Source organism: Pradoshia sp. (assembly GCF_051873915.1).
Lineage (GTDB): Bacteria > Bacillota > Bacilli > Bacillales > Pradoshiaceae > Pradoshia.
Map to the genome: position 1 here is coordinate 23636 of NZ_JBJEFJ010000037.1, position 14884 is coordinate 38519.

Annotated in this window: 18 protein-coding genes; 17 read left to right on the forward strand and 1 reads right to left on the reverse strand. The window is 43.2% G+C overall.

From position 1 onward, the window contains the following. Positions 1–80: 80 nt before the first annotated feature. The 9 genes from ACI35L_RS04035 to ACI35L_RS04075 all read left to right on the forward strand — a co-directional run bounded on the left by ACI35L_RS04035 (position 81) and on the right by ACI35L_RS04075 (position 7154). Positions 81–1334, forward strand: coding sequence for a tetratricopeptide repeat protein (locus ACI35L_RS04035; RefSeq protein WP_156185586.1), 1254 nt, complete (start codon positions 81–83; stop codon positions 1332–1334). Between the two features lie 27 nt (positions 1335–1361). Then, a complete protein-coding gene (locus tag ACI35L_RS04040) occupies positions 1362–1922 on the forward strand; it encodes a ReoY family proteolytic degradation factor (RefSeq protein WP_049670568.1) in 561 nt (186 codons plus the stop codon). A gap of 122 nt (positions 1923–2044) precedes the next feature. Then, positions 2045–2500, forward strand: a complete 456-nt coding sequence (locus tag ACI35L_RS04045; protein WP_049670569.1) for a DUF2487 family protein — start codon at positions 2045–2047, stop codon at positions 2498–2500. Positions 2501–2651: 151 nt separating this feature from the next. Beyond that, the gene (locus tag ACI35L_RS04050; RefSeq protein ID WP_049670570.1) at positions 2652–3155 is read left to right on the forward strand and encodes a ubiquinol-cytochrome c reductase iron-sulfur subunit; all 504 of its coding nucleotides are present in this window, start codon (positions 2652–2654) and stop codon (positions 3153–3155) included. A gap of 13 nt (positions 3156–3168) precedes the next feature. Further along, positions 3169–3843, forward strand: coding sequence for a menaquinol-cytochrome c reductase cytochrome b subunit (gene qcrB / locus ACI35L_RS04055; protein WP_439802301.1), 675 nt, complete (start codon positions 3169–3171; stop codon positions 3841–3843). 47 nt (positions 3844–3890) lie between these two features. Then, on the forward strand, positions 3891–4688 hold the full coding sequence (locus tag ACI35L_RS04060) for a menaquinol-cytochrome c reductase cytochrome b/c subunit (protein ID WP_049670572.1): 798 nt from the start codon (positions 3891–3893) through the stop codon (positions 4686–4688). Between the two features lie 231 nt (positions 4689–4919). Further along, positions 4920–5522: a DUF1405 domain-containing protein gene (locus tag ACI35L_RS04065; RefSeq protein WP_049670573.1), complete on the forward strand. Its 603-nt coding sequence runs from the start codon at positions 4920–4922 to the stop codon at positions 5520–5522. A gap of 69 nt (positions 5523–5591) precedes the next feature. After that, complete coding sequence (locus ACI35L_RS04070; protein WP_439802302.1) at positions 5592–6389, forward strand: sporulation protein YpjB; 798 nt, start codon at positions 5592–5594, stop codon at positions 6387–6389. 87 nt (positions 6390–6476) lie between these two features. After that, positions 6477–7154, forward strand: a complete 678-nt coding sequence (locus ACI35L_RS04075) for a zinc metallopeptidase (RefSeq protein WP_049670575.1) — start codon at positions 6477–6479, stop codon at positions 7152–7154. A gap of 38 nt (positions 7155–7192) precedes the next feature. Here ACI35L_RS04075 and ACI35L_RS04080 read toward each other — a convergent pair whose 3' ends face one another. Continuing rightward, positions 7193–8065 carry a YitT family protein gene (locus ACI35L_RS04080; RefSeq protein WP_049670576.1) on the reverse strand — a complete coding sequence of 291 codons (873 nt, stop codon included), beginning with the start codon at positions 8063–8065 and terminating at the stop codon, positions 7193–7195. Between the two features lie 163 nt (positions 8066–8228). Here ACI35L_RS04080 and ACI35L_RS04085 point away from each other — a divergent pair, with 163 nt between their 5' ends. From ACI35L_RS04085 to panB, 8 genes are all read left to right on the forward strand, one after another. After that, positions 8229–8570 (forward strand): nucleotide pyrophosphohydrolase, encoded by a 342-nt coding sequence (locus tag ACI35L_RS04085; RefSeq protein ID WP_049670577.1) that lies wholly within the window; start codon positions 8229–8231, stop codon positions 8568–8570. After that, entirely contained in the window at positions 8554–9363 is an 810-nt protein-coding gene (gene dapB / locus ACI35L_RS04090; RefSeq protein WP_049670578.1) for a 4-hydroxy-tetrahydrodipicolinate reductase, read from the forward strand. Before ACI35L_RS04085 ends, dapB begins: the two co-directional genes overlap by 17 nt. Positions 9364–9378: 15 nt before the next feature. Beyond that, the gene (mgsA, locus tag ACI35L_RS04095) at positions 9379–9783 is read left to right on the forward strand and encodes a methylglyoxal synthase (protein ID WP_049670579.1); all 405 of its coding nucleotides are present in this window, start codon (positions 9379–9381) and stop codon (positions 9781–9783) included. A gap of 10 nt (positions 9784–9793) precedes the next feature. Further along, entirely contained in the window at positions 9794–10501 is a 708-nt protein-coding gene (gene bshB1, locus ACI35L_RS04100; RefSeq protein WP_049670580.1) for a bacillithiol biosynthesis deacetylase BshB1, read from the forward strand. Continuing rightward, on the forward strand, positions 10498–11640 hold the full coding sequence (gene bshA, locus ACI35L_RS04105) for an N-acetyl-alpha-D-glucosaminyl L-malate synthase BshA (protein ID WP_049670581.1): 1143 nt from the start codon (positions 10498–10500) through the stop codon (positions 11638–11640). Before bshB1 ends, bshA begins: the two co-directional genes overlap by 4 nt. Then, a complete protein-coding gene (locus tag ACI35L_RS04110) occupies positions 11637–12824 on the forward strand; it encodes a CCA tRNA nucleotidyltransferase (protein WP_049670582.1) in 1188 nt (395 codons plus the stop codon). Before bshA ends, ACI35L_RS04110 begins: the two co-directional genes overlap by 4 nt. Further along, on the forward strand, positions 12797–13795 hold the full coding sequence (locus tag ACI35L_RS04115; protein WP_049670583.1) for a biotin--[acetyl-CoA-carboxylase] ligase: 999 nt from the start codon (positions 12797–12799) through the stop codon (positions 13793–13795). The genes ACI35L_RS04110 and ACI35L_RS04115 overlap by 28 nt, the downstream gene beginning before the upstream one ends. A gap of 251 nt (positions 13796–14046) precedes the next feature. Further along, complete coding sequence (panB, locus tag ACI35L_RS04120; protein WP_049670584.1) at positions 14047–14883, forward strand: 3-methyl-2-oxobutanoate hydroxymethyltransferase; 837 nt, start codon at positions 14047–14049, stop codon at positions 14881–14883. Position 14884: the final 1 nt, after the last annotated feature.

Genomic DNA, 14884 nt, shown 5'->3' on the forward strand with positions numbered 1-14884 from the left:
CAAAAGGAATGTCCTTTTGAGGCTGCGATTTGGCCGATTTGACAGTGGGAAATGAGCAATTGGAAAGGAATTATCGGGAAATGAATATTGAAACAATTAGAAAAAAACTTTTGCAAGGTGAATGGGAAGAAGCAAAAACACATATAAATTTCATTAAGGCATCCCAAAATGATGAGGATATTTTTGCATTAGCAGAAGAGCTGGCCTCATTAGGTTTCATGGAAGAGGCTAAGGAGCTGTATGAGGAACTTGAGAAGCGCTACCCAGATGAAGGAGAAATTCTTTTTTCTCTGGCAGAAGTTTCAGCTGAACTCGGAAATGAAGAAGAAGCGCTGCTGTATTTGGAGAAGATAGAAAATGATGATCCTATGTACCCAGGAGCCCTGTTATTGCTTGGCGACCTTTACCAGGCGATGGGCATGGATGAAGTGAGCGTCCGCAAGCTGAAGGAAGCCAATGAGATCCTGCCGGATGAGCCAATTGTGAAATTTGCTTTAGCGGAACTTTATTATCAACAAGGAAATTTTCGTGAAGCTGTAGAATTATATACTTATATTTCTCAAAATGATTCAAGTATTAATGGGGTATCCATTAATAAGCGGCTGGCCTTATCTCTCGTATCCCTCGGGGAATTTGAAGAATCCCTTCCTTATTTCCATAAGGCTGAACGGGATGATAAAGATCATGATGTCAACCTTCTGTTTGAATATGGATTTTCTGCTTTTCATGCCGGTGAATATGCCACAGCTATTGCTAAGTTCAGCGAGTTGAAGGAAATGGACCCTGCCTATCATTCTTTATACATGTATTTGGCTATGGCCTATGAGGAGAATAAGGAGCTCCCAATGGCTATCCAGGTAGCTGAGGAGGGAATGAAAGAAGATCCGTTCAATAAAGAGATTTTCTTGTATGGAGCGGAATTAGCATCCAAGAAGGGAGATCCTCAAACGGCGGTTAAATGGCTGTCTGAGGCAATCGCGATTGACCCGGGTTATTTGGAGGCTGTACTAACCCTTGGCAAGTTATATTTACATGAGGAGCAATATTCAGAAGTCATCGACCTCATATCTTCTGTTCGTGAAATGGGAGAAGAGGATCCGCAATTTGATTGGCTGACGGCAACTGCCTATTCAGAGCTTGAGGAATATGAGAAGGCTCTTTCCTGTTATCGAGAAGCTTATCAGCATTTCATGGAGAATAAAGAATTTTTGCACGAATATGGTTATTTCCTGCTTGAAGACAGTAAGTTCCAAGAGGCTAAAGCTATCTTTGAGAAACTGCTGAAAGAAGACCCGAGTAATGATGAGTACTTGGATATATTAGAAAGAATCTAAATTTAATGTGCAGAGGAGGGCTCCACCATGAAAACCCCTGTATCTGTCGATGAGAAAAAAGAATTCATCCGTTGGTTTTTGAATAATTATCAACTAAAGCGTCGTGAATGTGTGTGGATATTAAACTATTTGATGAGTCATGACCAGCTGATGAGAAATGTCCATTTTGTGGAAGGGGCCAAATATTGCCCGAAAGGAATGGTGATGTCTACCCATTGTGTAGATGATGTGCCGTTTCGATTTTATAAGAGCAATATTATGACCACTGATGCCGAGAAATCCTTTCATGATATCCGGTTAAACCGGGATGAGGATATCTACATACAGCTGAATTTTCGAACAGCTTATTCCTCGTATCATTATGCAGCTGTTTTGGAGGAGAATCCTTATTTGCCAAAGAATCTACCTGGCAATGAGCAAGACCAGCATATTGCTGAAAGTATTCTTGAAGAGAGCTTGAACCGTTTTGAGGAGGAACGATTGCTGCGATTAATTGATACGGCGATTGATGAGAGAGATCATGCTCAATTCACGCTGCTAAGCAGTCAATTGAAACGGCTGCGTAGAAAGAAGAAATCCCTGACATAGAGCCAATCAGGAAAAAAGCCAGTCAGCATAGCCGGAGCTAAGCTGATTGGCTTTTTTTATGCGTTTTTGTATAATTTTTACTTATTTTAGTTTACAATGAAATGGACATAAGGGGGGATTGCATGAAATATCAAACGGCTGATATGGAGATGTTCGAGCGTTCAAGGGAATACATCGATACAGTCATCATTCCATTGAATGCGATTACATTTGAGAAGGGGGTCAGTCAGGCGGTTGCTTCTTATGAGTACTTAAGTCTATTGACCTATGAACTGGAGAGAGAGTTAAAGGGAAGAATATTTCTGGCCCATCCAGTACCGTATTCAAAGGAAAGCGGACAAGAGTCAAAGAAAGCACTATTGAATCATTGGAGAACCTTTTACAGTGAAGCCGGGTTCACCTATATACGATTCCTCACAACGGATAACAAATGGATTACAGTCAGTGATCAAGAGCAAATTCTATGGTTTCCTTCCATTCAGACGGATAAAATGCCGAGGGAGGCTATCAAGCAAGTGCTGGATGATCATACAGACCAAATCAAAGAGCTCCTGCAGGATGCTTGGAAGACGGATTGAAAATACTTACATAATAAACCATGTATTTCCTAAACTGGGAGTTTGTTGACCTATCAAAAATATTAGGATATTATTGTAATGTCCTAGTTTTATAAAGTTTGTACAATTCTGTAATTTTGTCAGACTTTCCATATAAGGGGGGAGAAATTTAATGAGCAGCCAAAAAGTTTCAAGACGCCAATTCTTGAATTACACACTCATGGGTGTCGGGGGATTCATGGGTGCGGCAATGGTTATGCCGATGCTGCGGTTTGCGGTCGATCCTGCCTTAAAGGCTAATGCCTCAGGTGACTTTATCAATACGGGCTTGAAGATCAGCGAGGTAACAGAAACACCGACTCGCGTCGATTACAAGCTGAAAGTCCAGGATGGCTGGTATGAAGCAGAGGAGACGAGAACAGCGTGGGTTTACAAGGATGAAGGGGGCGACATTGTCGCTTTATCTCCAGTATGTAAACACTTAGGCTGTACAGTCAACTGGGAGGGTGATGAGAAGCATAAGAATGAGTTCTATTGCCCTTGTCATGGCGGCCGTTACGAGAAGAACGGTAAGAATATTCCAAATACACCGCCGATCGGTCCGCTTGATGTGTATGATATGCAGGAAAAAGATGGAGTATTGTATTTGGGCAACACAAAAACAAATGAGGTGTAGGGAGGCGTGACCAATGCTGAATAAAATGTATGATTGGATTGATGAGCGGCTAGATATAACGCCATTGTGGCGAGACATCGCTGATCATGAGGTCCCAGAGCATGTAAACCCTGCCCATCACTTCTCGGCATTTGTTTATTGTTTTGGGGGATTGACGTTCTTTATCGTTGTCATTCAGATTCTATCTGGCATGTTCTTGACGATGTATTATGTTCCGGATATCGAGAATGCATGGAATTCTGTTTATTTCCTGCAGAATGAAGTGGCTCATGGACAAATTGTCAGGGGGATGCATCACTGGGGAGCTAGTGTGGTAATCGTCATGATGTTCTTACATACAATGCGCGTGTTCTTCCAGGGTGCTTATAAAAAGCCGCGTGAATTAAACTGGATCGTGGGAGTACTTATTTTCTTTATCATGCTTGCTTTAGGATTGACTGGTTACCTTCTTCCTTGGGATATGAAAGCGCTATTTGCAACCAAGGTTACATTAACAATCATCGACTCTGTTCCATTTATCGGACCATATTTGATGACGCTGTTAGCTGGTGACCCGACAATCATCGGAGCCCAAACGCTGACCCGTTTCTTTGCGATTCACGTATTCTTCTTGCCTGCAGCCTTGATTGGGCTGATTGCAGCTCACTTTCTGATGATTCGTAAGCAAGGAATTTCCGGACCGCTATAAGATTCGGTCTTTAGAACAAGAATTGTAAAGAAGGAGGGGATATCCATATGCATCGTGGTAAAGGTATGAGATTTGTAGGTGACTCAAGAATTAGTGCTGACAGAAAGCCGAATATTCCTAAGGATTATTCTGAGTATCCAGGAAAGACAGAAGCTTTCTGGCCGAACTTCCTGTTAAAGGAATGGATGGTTGGCGCCGTTTTCTTAATCGGTTTCTTATGTTTGACGGTAGCGCATCCATCCCCGCTTGAGAGGATAGCAGACCCGACAGATACGGGCTATGCTCCGCTGCCTGACTGGTATTTCATGTTTTTATACCAGCTGCTTAAATATTCGTATGCATCTGGGCCGTATAACTTGATTGGTGCTCTTGTCATTCCAGGTTTAGCTTTTGGTGCATTATTACTTGCTCCATTCTTGGACAGGGGACCGGAAAGACGCCCTGCAAAGCGTAAGTTTGCGGTAGGCTTTATGCTTTTAGCGTTTGCTGGAGTTTTCTATTTGACGTGGGAGACCGTTTCTACACATGATTGGGCAGCGGCTAAATTGCAAGGACAAATCATTGATGATTCAGCTATCGATAAAGATTCTGATGGGTATAAGATTTATCAGGATCAAGGATGTATCAGCTGTCATGGTGACTCTCTTCAAGGAGGAGCAGGACCAAAGCTTCTTGGTACTGAATTGGAGGTTGACCAAATCTCTGAGATTGCGGTAAATGGTACAGAGAGTGGGAAAATGCCTGGTGTCTTCAAGGGTACAGAAGAAGAATTGAAAACACTTGCTGAGTTTATTAAAGGTGCCAATGCAGGCGGTGGCGAGCAAACAAGCACAGAGACAGAATAATCCTATCTGATTTCGTCCAATCGGGGGCATTTTTGATAGTTGATAAGAGGGCTTCAGAATAGCTGCTATTCTGAAGCCCTTTGCCGTTCACAGTGGATTTGCGAAGTATTTAGGCTGCCCTGCTGCTGATGATGTCTTGCCTATATAGATAATTGGAGGTTGCCAGTATTAGAGCCTAAACGCTATCATGAAAGAATGACAGCATATTAATTTGGAGGATTTCAATTTATTATGAGAAATTGGCTATATGCATTTCTTTCGAATCGACTCGTCCTATGGACGATTCTAATCATCAATATTTTAGGAACCATCTATGGGTACTATTGGTATAAAGGGCAGTTGGAAGCAACGCCGCTTCAATTCCTTTTGTTTGTTCCAGATAGTCCGACTGCAAGCCTGTTCTTTGTCATTGCACTTGCAGGAATCATGATGGGGAGAAATTTTGGCTTGTTCGAGGCGCTTGCGGTTGTGTCCTTATTTAAATATGGGATATGGGCTGTTGTGATGAACCTATTCTCCTTTGCAGTGGATGGGTCATTTTCCTTGATCGCCCTCATGCTTATTCTATCTCATGGTGCTATGGCTTTGGAGGGGCTGTTGTTTGCTCCATATTTTCGGGTGAAGCCATGGCATTTAGTGACGGCGGCCATTATCCTTGTCCATAATGAAATCATCGATTATGTATTTGGAATGATGCCGACGTACAGTGTGCTCCATCTATATATGGATGAAATCGGCTATTTCACTTTTTGGCTTAGCATTTTATCAATTGGAGTGGGGTATTATACGACTGTTCGGAAAGGAAGGGCAATTTATACGCTTCCCTCACGATAAGCAATATTTAAGGTTCTTGCCTTGTCCCTTTTCACATACATATTAGTATGGTGAGGAGGGACATTTTTTATGAAGTTGCTAAAGGGGGTCATTGGATCCGTTATTATTGTCGCATCGCTATCCATTCAGGCAATCGCCGCCAGTCCTGCAGAAGATAAAGCCATTGAAACGATTGCTGACCAATCCCTGCAGTTTGTGAAGGTTGATCGGAGGCAGGAAGCCGAGGAATTGCTCAATGTGTTCTCAGAGAGATTTTTGGATATGGCTTCACAGGGTAATCAATATTCAATGGATGAGATCAATATTGTGACCATTGCCCTTGAGGATGCGATGAATGCCGTTCAGGATACAGAGAAGTCGAATCAGGAAGCCGTAAACGAGATGACAAAATTCAGATTAGCCTTTGATGCTGTTAGTCATGATAAGAGTCCCTTATGGACAAAGATGAGAGGACAGATTCTCGAAGCTGTAAAGGATACGCGTGAAGCTGTGAAAAATCAGGATTCCGTTGTCTTTCAGGAGGAATTGAATCGTTTGTTAAATATATATAATATTCTGTATCCATCTTTGAAAATCGATGTTACTCCAGAAAAATTTCAGCAAGTGGATGCTCATTTGAAATTCATAGACCAATACCGTCCGCAAGTATTCTCTGATAGCAGTGAACAGAAAGATATGGCTTCATTGGAGGGGCAGCTGAGGGATATATTTGACGAGGCAGAGAAGGATGATACAGACCCGTCACTCTGGTGGGTAATCATCTCGACAGGCAGTATTATCTTAATGACATTATCTTATGTGGGCTTCCGCAAGTACAAGGCGCGTGAGGAGATTACCTTTACGAAGAAGAAGAATCGCGATATTTGATAAAATTTTGAAAAGTATCTATCCATTGACAGATAAATGGTTTCATTATTACAATAATATTAATCACATTAAAAATGGAGGATATTGATGGCGTTTCTAATTTACTTTATCTTGATCTTGCTTATACCGCTTTTCGCTCAAATGAAAGTCAAGAGTGCCTATTCTAAATACTCAAAGGTTCCGGCTTCCAATGGATATACCGGGGCAGAGGTGGCACGAAAAATATTGGACGAAAATGGATTGTATAATGTCAAAATTGAAGAAACACATGGTGTATTAAGTGACCATTATGATCCGACAGCAAAGGTTGTCAGATTATCCTCTGACATTTACCATGGACATTCTCTTGCTGGTACTGCGGTAGCAGCCCATGAGGTTGGTCATGCCATTCAGGACAAAGAGGATTACACATTTATGCGTATTCGTCATAAATTAGTTCCTGTTGCAAATATCGGATCGAATTTCTCTTGGATTTTGATTATTGCAGGGATGATCTTCAGTATCTATAATCTTGCTTTGCTCGGTGTGCTATTCATGGCAGCGGCAGTCCTGTTCCAATTTGTGACCTTGCCAGTAGAGTTTAATGCTTCTAATCGTGCCATGCAGCAAGTAGTTGCACTTGGCGTTATTGATGCAGGGGAAGAACGAGAAACGAAGAAGGTTCTTGACGCGGCAGCATTAACATATGTTGCGGCTGCAGCTGTAGCTCTTCTGGAATTGCTTCGTTTTGTGTTAATGTTAACCGGTATGAATAATGACGATTAAAAAAAGAGGGAAGTTCAACTTCCCTCTTTTTTGTGCTGTTAATGCTCGAGCGGGTTTTTGTTCTCATCTAAGGTAAAGCCTTCGCCGAGAACATCATGAACGACTGAGACTGATACGAAGGCGTGCGGGTCAACAGACGTTATCAGATTCTTGAGGCGGACAATTTCATTCTTACCGACGACGCAGTAGATGACATCTTTTTCAAGCTTAGAAAAGGAACCGTATCCTTTTAGAAGTGTGACGCCGCGGTCCATTTCTTCGTTGATTTTTTGAGCAATCTCTTTATTGGATTCACTGATAATAAAGGCTCCTCTGGCTGCATATGCACCTTCCTGAATGAAATCAATAACGCGGCTCCCAATAAACACAAGAACGAGTGTGTACATGGCTTCCTTATAATCAAGGTACGTTGCCAGTGATAGGGTAATGACACAGAAATCAAAGATGAACATGGTTTTTCCCATGCTGTAGCCTTTGTACTTAAAGACAAGCCGTGCAATAATATCAACTCCCCCGGTAGTCCCGCCATAGCGGAAGATAATTCCGAGTCCGACCCCGATGAAGACGCCTGCGAACAGGGCTGCAAGCATAAGGTCGTCTTTTAGTGGGATATGGAGCTGATATTTTTCGAATATCGCGATAAAAATAGATAGTCCAACCGTTCCAATGATTGTATAGATGAACGTTTTTCTTCCTAATAATCGATAGCCAATGAAGAAAAGGGGCAGATTAAGCAAAATGTTGGAAATGGACGGGCTTAATCCGGTCAAATTATAAATGAGGAGGGTAATACCAGTGAAACCGCCCTCAGCTAACTGATTTTGCATGTTAAAATGCACGACACCAAAGGCCATGATGGCTGAACCGATCAAGATAAACAAAATATTCTTGAGTTTTAGGTTGAAAATCATATGTAACCCCACTTCCTTGCTATCCGTTATTAATTATGGTGTACAATTGAGATAAGATTATGTCAATTATGCCCTAATGAATTTTATCATATGTGTGGATTGCTCGGGAATAGTTAAATGAGCTAACATAGAAGAAGTGAGCAAAGAAATGGATGTGTAACGAATGGAAACAAAAAAAACAATGGAAGAAATGCAGCAAGAGGTGGACCGCTATATCGGGCAGTTTAAGGAAGGGTATTTCAGCCCTCTTGCGATGACAGCAAGACTTACAGAGGAGCTGGGGGAGCTTGCTCGTGAAATCAACCACCATTACGGAGAAAAACCGAAGAAGTCAACGGAAGAAGAGAAGGCGATTGAAGAGGAGATGGGCGATGTTTTATTCGTGCTGATCTGCATGGCCAACTCACTTGGCGTAGACCTTGCACATGCTCATGATCTTGTAATGGATAAATTCCGGACGAGAGACCGTGATCGCTGGACAAGAAAGGATGAACAAAATGATTAAAGTAATTATTGCCGGACCAAGAGGAAAGATGGGCAGGGCGGCTGTCCAAATGGTACAAGAGACAGACCACTTCCAATTAATTGCTGTGCTTGACCGTAAAAATGGCGGAAAGCACTTAAATGAACTTGAAGGGTTTGCCGGTGTTGGCGAGGATGTCCCAGTTTATGATGATCATGAACAATGCTTCTCAACCCTTCAAGCAGACGTGTTAATAGATTTAACAACCCCAGAGGTTGGTAGAATACATACATTATCAGCCCTATCACATGGTATCCGTCCTGTGGTTGGGACAACCGGCTTTTCAGACGAGGATCTTGAAGAGCTGCGTACATTGACAAAGGAAAAGGGAATCGGCTGTATTATTGCGCCAAACTTCGCTATCGGGGCTATTTTGATGATGAAATTTGCACAAAATGCCGCAAAATACTTCCAAGATGTCGAAATAATTGAGATGCATCATGATCAAAAGCTTGATGCGCCTTCTGGTACAGCAATCAAAACGGCTCAATTGATTTCTGAAGAACGTTCTGCCAAGAAGCAAGGACACCCGAATGAAAAAGAAACGATTGCTGGAGCGCGAGGGGCAGATTTCGACGGCATGCGAATTCACAGCGTACGTTTACCGGGCTTGATTGCCCATCAAGAAGTCATGTTTGGAGGAGAAGGGCAAACATTGACGCTTCGTCATGATTCCTATGACCGTAAATCATTTATGTCTGGTGTTAGGGTATCTGTTGAAACGGTTATGAAATTAGATCAGCTTGTGTATGGGTTGGAAAATATTCTCGATTAAATGGAGGTATAAACGATGAAGATCGCTCTAATTGCACATGATAAGAAAAAGGACGACATGATTCAATTTGCGATTGCGTACAAGCATATCTTAAGTAAGCAGCAGCTCTTTGCTACCGGCACGACAGGTCTGAAAATCATGGAGGCAACAGGACTGCCGGTTCATCGTTATCAATCCGGACCGCATGGCGGAGACCAGCAAATTGGAGCGATGGTGGCTCAGAATGATATTGATGCCATCATTTTCTTCCGCGATCCATTAACCGCGCAGCCTCATGAACCGGATGTTTCAGCCCTGCTCCGTTTAGCGGATGTTTATTCCATTCCGCTTGCGACAAATATGGGTACGGCTGAGCTCATCATTCATGGAATTGACCGAGGAGATCTTAAATGGAGAACGATTGTAAGGGAAAAGGAGTAAATCACCTAGAATGAAAATAGATCTATTATGTTTTGGCGCTCATTCCGATGATGTAGAACTTGGAATGGGCGGCACATTAGCAAAATATACACAGCAAGGAAAAACGGCGGTTATCTGCGATTTAACAGAAGCAGAGCTATCTTCGAATGGCACGCCGGAAAATCGAAAGAAGGAAGCACAGGCAGCTGCTGAAGTACTCGGCGTGAAGGAGCGAATCAATCTGAATATGGGAGACAGGAATCTCTTCATAACGCCGGATAATATCGCGAAGGTAGCGGCAGTCATACGTCGTTATCAGCCGGAACTAATCTTTGCTCCTTATCATATCGATCGTCATCCCGATCATGGGCGGGTAAGTCAATTAGTCTTCGAGGCAGTCTTTTCAGCAGGAATCCGGAAATATACTGACCAAGACGGGCAGGAATCTCATAAACCAACAGCTGTATATGAATATATGATTAACAGCTTCCATAAGCCTGACTTCTGCGTGGACATCAGCAGCAGCTTTGACAAGAAGATTGAAGCGCTGAAATGCTATCGTTCCCAATTCGAACGCTCTCGTGACGGTGTTATTACGCCATTGACAGAAGGATATTTAGAAGCAATTGAAGGACGTGAGAGAGCGTATGGACGTGATGCCGGCGTTCTTTTTGCTGAAGGGTTCAAAACAACAAAACCGCTCATTCTTGATGCGGATTTATTTGGAGCGTCAAAATGAAGAAATTGAAAATAGGGATTGTTTGCTACCCGACTGTCGGCGGATCCGGCATATTGGCCACAGAGCTTGGCATCACGCTGGCAAAGCGCGGCCATGAAATTCATTTCATTACTTCAAGCATGCCGTTTCGTCTTAATAAACGGTATTCCAATATTTACTTCCACCAGGTAGAGGTCAATCAATATGCAGTATTTCAATACCCTCCATATACATTGTCCTTGGCGAGCAAAATTGCGGAGGTAGTGAAAAATGAAGGCCTCGATCTCATTCATGCCCATTATGCGATGCCGCATGCGGTCTGTGGCATATTGGCAAAACAGATGACGAGCGAGCGGCTGAAAGTGGTCACAACCTTGCATGGAACAGATATTACGGTACTTGGATATGATTCCTCGATGCAGGACATGATTAAGTTTGCCATTGAAAAATCAGATGCCGTAACAGCTGTATCGAACGCACTTGTGCAGGAGACCTATGATTTAATACAGCCTGAGAAAGAAATCAAAACCATTTATAATTTCATTGATTATCCAGCACTCAAGGACAATTCCGAGATGGACTTGAAGGCTGAGCTGAATATTAAGGAAGAAGAAAAGGTCGTCATCCATGTATCCAATTTCCGTAAGGTGAAACGGATTCCGGATATTCTGCATTCATTTGCTGAAGTAGCAAAGCGTATGCCATGTAAGCTCATCCTAGTCGGTGACGGTCCTGAAATGGGAGCAGTCAATCGACAAATCAGCCAGCTTGGTATACGTGATCAAGTCATCCTGTTAGGGAAACAGGAAAATCTCCACGAGCTGTATGCGATAAGCGATGCCTGTGTCCTAATGTCAGAAAAGGAAAGCTTTGGCTTAGTCTTGCTTGAGGCAATGGTACATGGGGTTCCATGTCTCGGGACCAATATAGGGGGCATTCCAGAGGTGATTCAGGACGGTGTGAACGGGTATATTGTCGAGAAGGGCGATACAGCGCTTGCAGCGCAAAGACTGTATAAATTATTGAGTAATGATAAGAAAAGATTGGATATGGGAGAACAAGCGATTCGAATCGTCCGCGAGCATTTTGAAACGAACCGAATCGTTGACCAATATGAAGACTTGTATGCATCCATTCTATCAGAAGAGGGGCAAGGATGATGAAGAAGGAATTTGTACAAGCAGCTCCGGTTCTTTGTCAATTGCAGGAAAAAGGATATTTGGCCTATTTTGTCGGTGGTTCGGTACGAGATTCCATTATGGGTAAAGACATTCATGATGTTGACATTGCTACATCTGCCATGCCGCAGGAAGTGAAAGAGGTATTTGGCCATACAGTTGATGTCGGGATTGCGCATGGCACGGTTCTCGTCTTTCACGAGGGTGTGCCATATGAAGTCACGACATTTCGAACGGAGAGTACATATAAGGATTTCCGCCGCCCTGACCAAGTGGAGTTTGTCACCTCGCTTGAGGAGGATCTGAAAAGAAGGGACTTCACGATGAATGCAATTGCCATGGATAAGGATGGCACATTGTATGACCCATTTAAGGGGCATGAAGATATCGAACAGAAAACGATTCGCACTGTCGGGGAGCCGGACGAACGCTTTTCAGAGGATGCCCTGCGTATGGTTCGGGCTGTCCGTTTTATGAGTCAGCTTGGTTTTCAGATTGAGGAGAAGACATATCAAGCACTGCGGGAGAACTCACATTTACTCAGCCATATTGCTCAGGAGAGAAAAACAGCGGAATTCCAAAAGCTGTTGGCAGGTAAAAGGCCCAAGGAGGCACTCAGAGCTGCAGCGGCTTCTCAAATCCTTCATTATTATCCAGAGCTTGACCTCTTGGCTGAAAAGATGGATTCATTCCTTTCCCTCGATGTGGAGGCCTGTCAAACCTTTGAGGAATGGCTGGCAGTAATGGCCTTATTCTGTTCAAAGAGGGAGAGCATGTATAGAGAGTGGAAGCTTCCGAATGCAGTCATTAAAGGAATTAAAGTCTTGATTGAAGGCTGTAAACAAAGGGAGAAAGCCTTCTATACCCGTTATCAATTATATGAGGCGGGCATCGAGACAGCCCATAGTGTTGAACGGGTATGGTCTGTCTATTCCAGCCAGCCTGCCGAGCATGACCACATCGATGATCTATACAATCAAATGCCTATTCAAAAAGAGACGCCGCTTTCGTTTTCTGGTACAGACCTAATTAAATGGACAGGTAAAAGGGGCGGCCCATGGATGAAGGACATGATGAGAGAAATCATTCAAGCCATGCTTGATGGAGAGATTGTCAATGAGAAGGAGTTTGTGAAACAATGGCTCATACAGGGGAACAAACGATAAAGAAACAATTGATTCATGCACTGACAAATGCAGGAGATGACTATATATCGGGACAGTATTTAGCCGATATTGCCGGTTGTTCCCGTACGGCTGTCTGGAAGCATATTGATGCCTTACGCAAAGAAGGCTATGAAATTGAAGCTATAAAGAAAAAGGGCTATCGTATCCTGCCTCGCAAGAACCGGTTAACCGAAACAGAAATCCTTATGGGACTTGAAACGGAGTTCATTGGAAGGTCCATCCACGCCTATGAAACGGTTCCAACCACGCAAACAATCGCAAGCGACCTAGCTGCTAAGGGAGCAGATAATGGAACGATTGTGATTAGTGAGGAGCAAACAGAAGGAAAGGGGAGATTACGGAGGACATGGTATTCCCCTCACCAAGGCGGGATTTGGATGAGTTTGATTGTAAAACCCGACATTCCCCCATACCATGCTCCGCGTCTGACCCTGCTGACGGCTGTGGCAGCTGTACTTGCAATAAGAGAGACTGGTGTGAATGCTGGAATTAAGTGGCCGAATGACGTGCTAGTGAACGGGAGGAAAATCGCTGGTATTCTGACTGAGATGCACGCTGAAGCAGACCAAATCCATTCGGTCATCATTGGAATCGGCATTAATGTTAATCAGGAGCGTCAAGATTTCAATGAGGATATTCAAAGCCTTGCCACCTCTCTTGCCATTGAGAAGGGAGAAATGCTAGATCGAGCACTCTTTTTGCAAAGATTTCTCAGCCGTTTTGAGCAGCTTTATCTGCTCTTTCTTGAGAAAGGGTTCCTCCCAATTAAAGAGCTGTGGGAAACATACTCCGTCACAATTGGTCAGCGAGTAACAGTTGCAACAGCCCAGTCATCATTCATAGGGCTTGCATCAGGAATCAATGAAGATGGTATTTTGATGGTGAAAGATGAACAGACGGGTGTGCAGCATCTTGTTTATTCCGGTGATATTACCATTCACCATATGTAAATTTAAAACAAAATAAAATAAAATGGTAAATTTTATCCCTTCCCGTTATAATGCATATGAGGGCAGTAGCGGAAACGACCTGCACCTTGTATGCGTTGTAAGTGGAAAGTTGATATTCTGCCTGTATCTTAGAAATAGGACCGGGACAGAGGGATAAAAGCCATTTTGCGGATTCAATCCTTCTGTAAAGAAGGATTTTTTTATGCGGATTCGGCTGTTTTTCTCTCCTCGGAATGTTAAGGAGGAAAAAAATGAAATTTGCTGCTGATTTTTGGAAAATGAAAGAAAAGGGAGAAAAAATCTCCATGCTGACAGCCTATGATTATCCATCTGCCAAACTAGCTGAACAAGCTGGTGTAGACATGATTCTTGTTGGGGATTCATTGGGTATGGTTGTTCTTGGCTATGATTCTACTGTTCCAGTAACAATGGAGGATATGATCCATCATACAAAGGCTGTACGCCGGGGAGCGCCTAACACGTTCATCGTCGCTGATATGCCTTTCATGAGCTATCATGTGTCCATCGATGAAACATTGAAGAACGCGGCAAGGCTTCTTCAGGAGGCTGGAGCGGATGCGGTCAAGATTGAAGGGGCAGGTGATGTCCTGCTTAAGATCAAGGCTTTGACAGATGCTGGTATACCGGTCGTTGCCCATTTAGGATTAACTCCGCAATCGGTAGGTGTGCTTGGAGGATATAAGGTCCAAGGGAAAACAAAGGAAGCGGCCTTGCAATTAATGAGTGATTCGATTAAATGCCAGGAAGCCGGGGCAATAGCGCTTGTGCTTGAATGCGTTCCATACCAGGTCGGTGGAGAAATGACGAATAAGCTTATGATTCCGACAATTGGAATCGGGGCTGGAAATCAAACGGACGGACAGGTGCTTGTTTATCATGATGTCCTTCTTTATGGAGTTGGACGTGTGCCGAAGTTTGTTCAGTCTTATGCTGATTTAAATACAACGATAGGGGATGCCCTATCCAAACATATACAAGAAGTGAAGTCCGGCGCTTTCCCTTCAGAAAGCCATTCTTTTACGATGAAGGAAGAAGAGCTGCTTGCATTGTATGGGGGAGAAAAGTAAA

Excerpts from the sequence above, each read along its gene's own strand:
- ACI35L_RS04035 (WP_156185586.1), top strand. The coding sequence starts at position 81 with ATGAATATTGAAACAATTAGAAAAAAACTTTTGCAAGGTGAATGGGAA.
- ACI35L_RS04040 (WP_049670568.1), top strand. The coding sequence starts at position 1,362 with ATGAAAACCCCTGTATCTGTCGATGAGAAAAAAGAATTCATCCGTTGG.
- ACI35L_RS04045 (WP_049670569.1), top strand. The coding sequence starts at position 2,045 with ATGAAATATCAAACGGCTGATATGGAGATGTTCGAGCGTTCAAGGGAA.
- ACI35L_RS04050 (WP_049670570.1), top strand. The coding sequence starts at position 2,652 with ATGAGCAGCCAAAAAGTTTCAAGACGCCAATTCTTGAATTACACACTC.
- qcrB (WP_439802301.1), top strand. The coding sequence starts at position 3,169 with ATGCTGAATAAAATGTATGATTGGATTGATGAGCGGCTAGATATAACG.
- ACI35L_RS04060 (WP_049670572.1), top strand. The coding sequence starts at position 3,891 with ATGCATCGTGGTAAAGGTATGAGATTTGTAGGTGACTCAAGAATTAGT.
- ACI35L_RS04065 (WP_049670573.1), top strand. The coding sequence starts at position 4,920 with ATGAGAAATTGGCTATATGCATTTCTTTCGAATCGACTCGTCCTATGG.
- ACI35L_RS04070 (WP_439802302.1), top strand. The coding sequence starts at position 5,592 with ATGAAGTTGCTAAAGGGGGTCATTGGATCCGTTATTATTGTCGCATCG.
- ACI35L_RS04075 (WP_049670575.1), top strand. The coding sequence starts at position 6,477 with ATGGCGTTTCTAATTTACTTTATCTTGATCTTGCTTATACCGCTTTTC.
- ACI35L_RS04080 (WP_049670576.1), bottom strand. The coding sequence starts at position 8,065 with ATGATTTTCAACCTAAAACTCAAGAATATTTTGTTTATCTTGATCGGT.
- ACI35L_RS04085 (WP_049670577.1), top strand. The coding sequence starts at position 8,229 with ATGGAAACAAAAAAAACAATGGAAGAAATGCAGCAAGAGGTGGACCGC.
- dapB (WP_049670578.1), top strand. The coding sequence starts at position 8,554 with ATGAACAAAATGATTAAAGTAATTATTGCCGGACCAAGAGGAAAGATG.
- mgsA (WP_049670579.1), top strand. The coding sequence starts at position 9,379 with ATGAAGATCGCTCTAATTGCACATGATAAGAAAAAGGACGACATGATT.
- bshB1 (WP_049670580.1), top strand. The coding sequence starts at position 9,794 with ATGAAAATAGATCTATTATGTTTTGGCGCTCATTCCGATGATGTAGAA.
- bshA (WP_049670581.1), top strand. The coding sequence starts at position 10,498 with ATGAAGAAATTGAAAATAGGGATTGTTTGCTACCCGACTGTCGGCGGA.
- ACI35L_RS04110 (WP_049670582.1), top strand. The coding sequence starts at position 11,637 with ATGATGAAGAAGGAATTTGTACAAGCAGCTCCGGTTCTTTGTCAATTG.
- ACI35L_RS04115 (WP_049670583.1), top strand. The coding sequence starts at position 12,797 with ATGGCTCATACAGGGGAACAAACGATAAAGAAACAATTGATTCATGCA.
- panB (WP_049670584.1), top strand. The coding sequence starts at position 14,047 with ATGAAATTTGCTGCTGATTTTTGGAAAATGAAAGAAAAGGGAGAAAAA.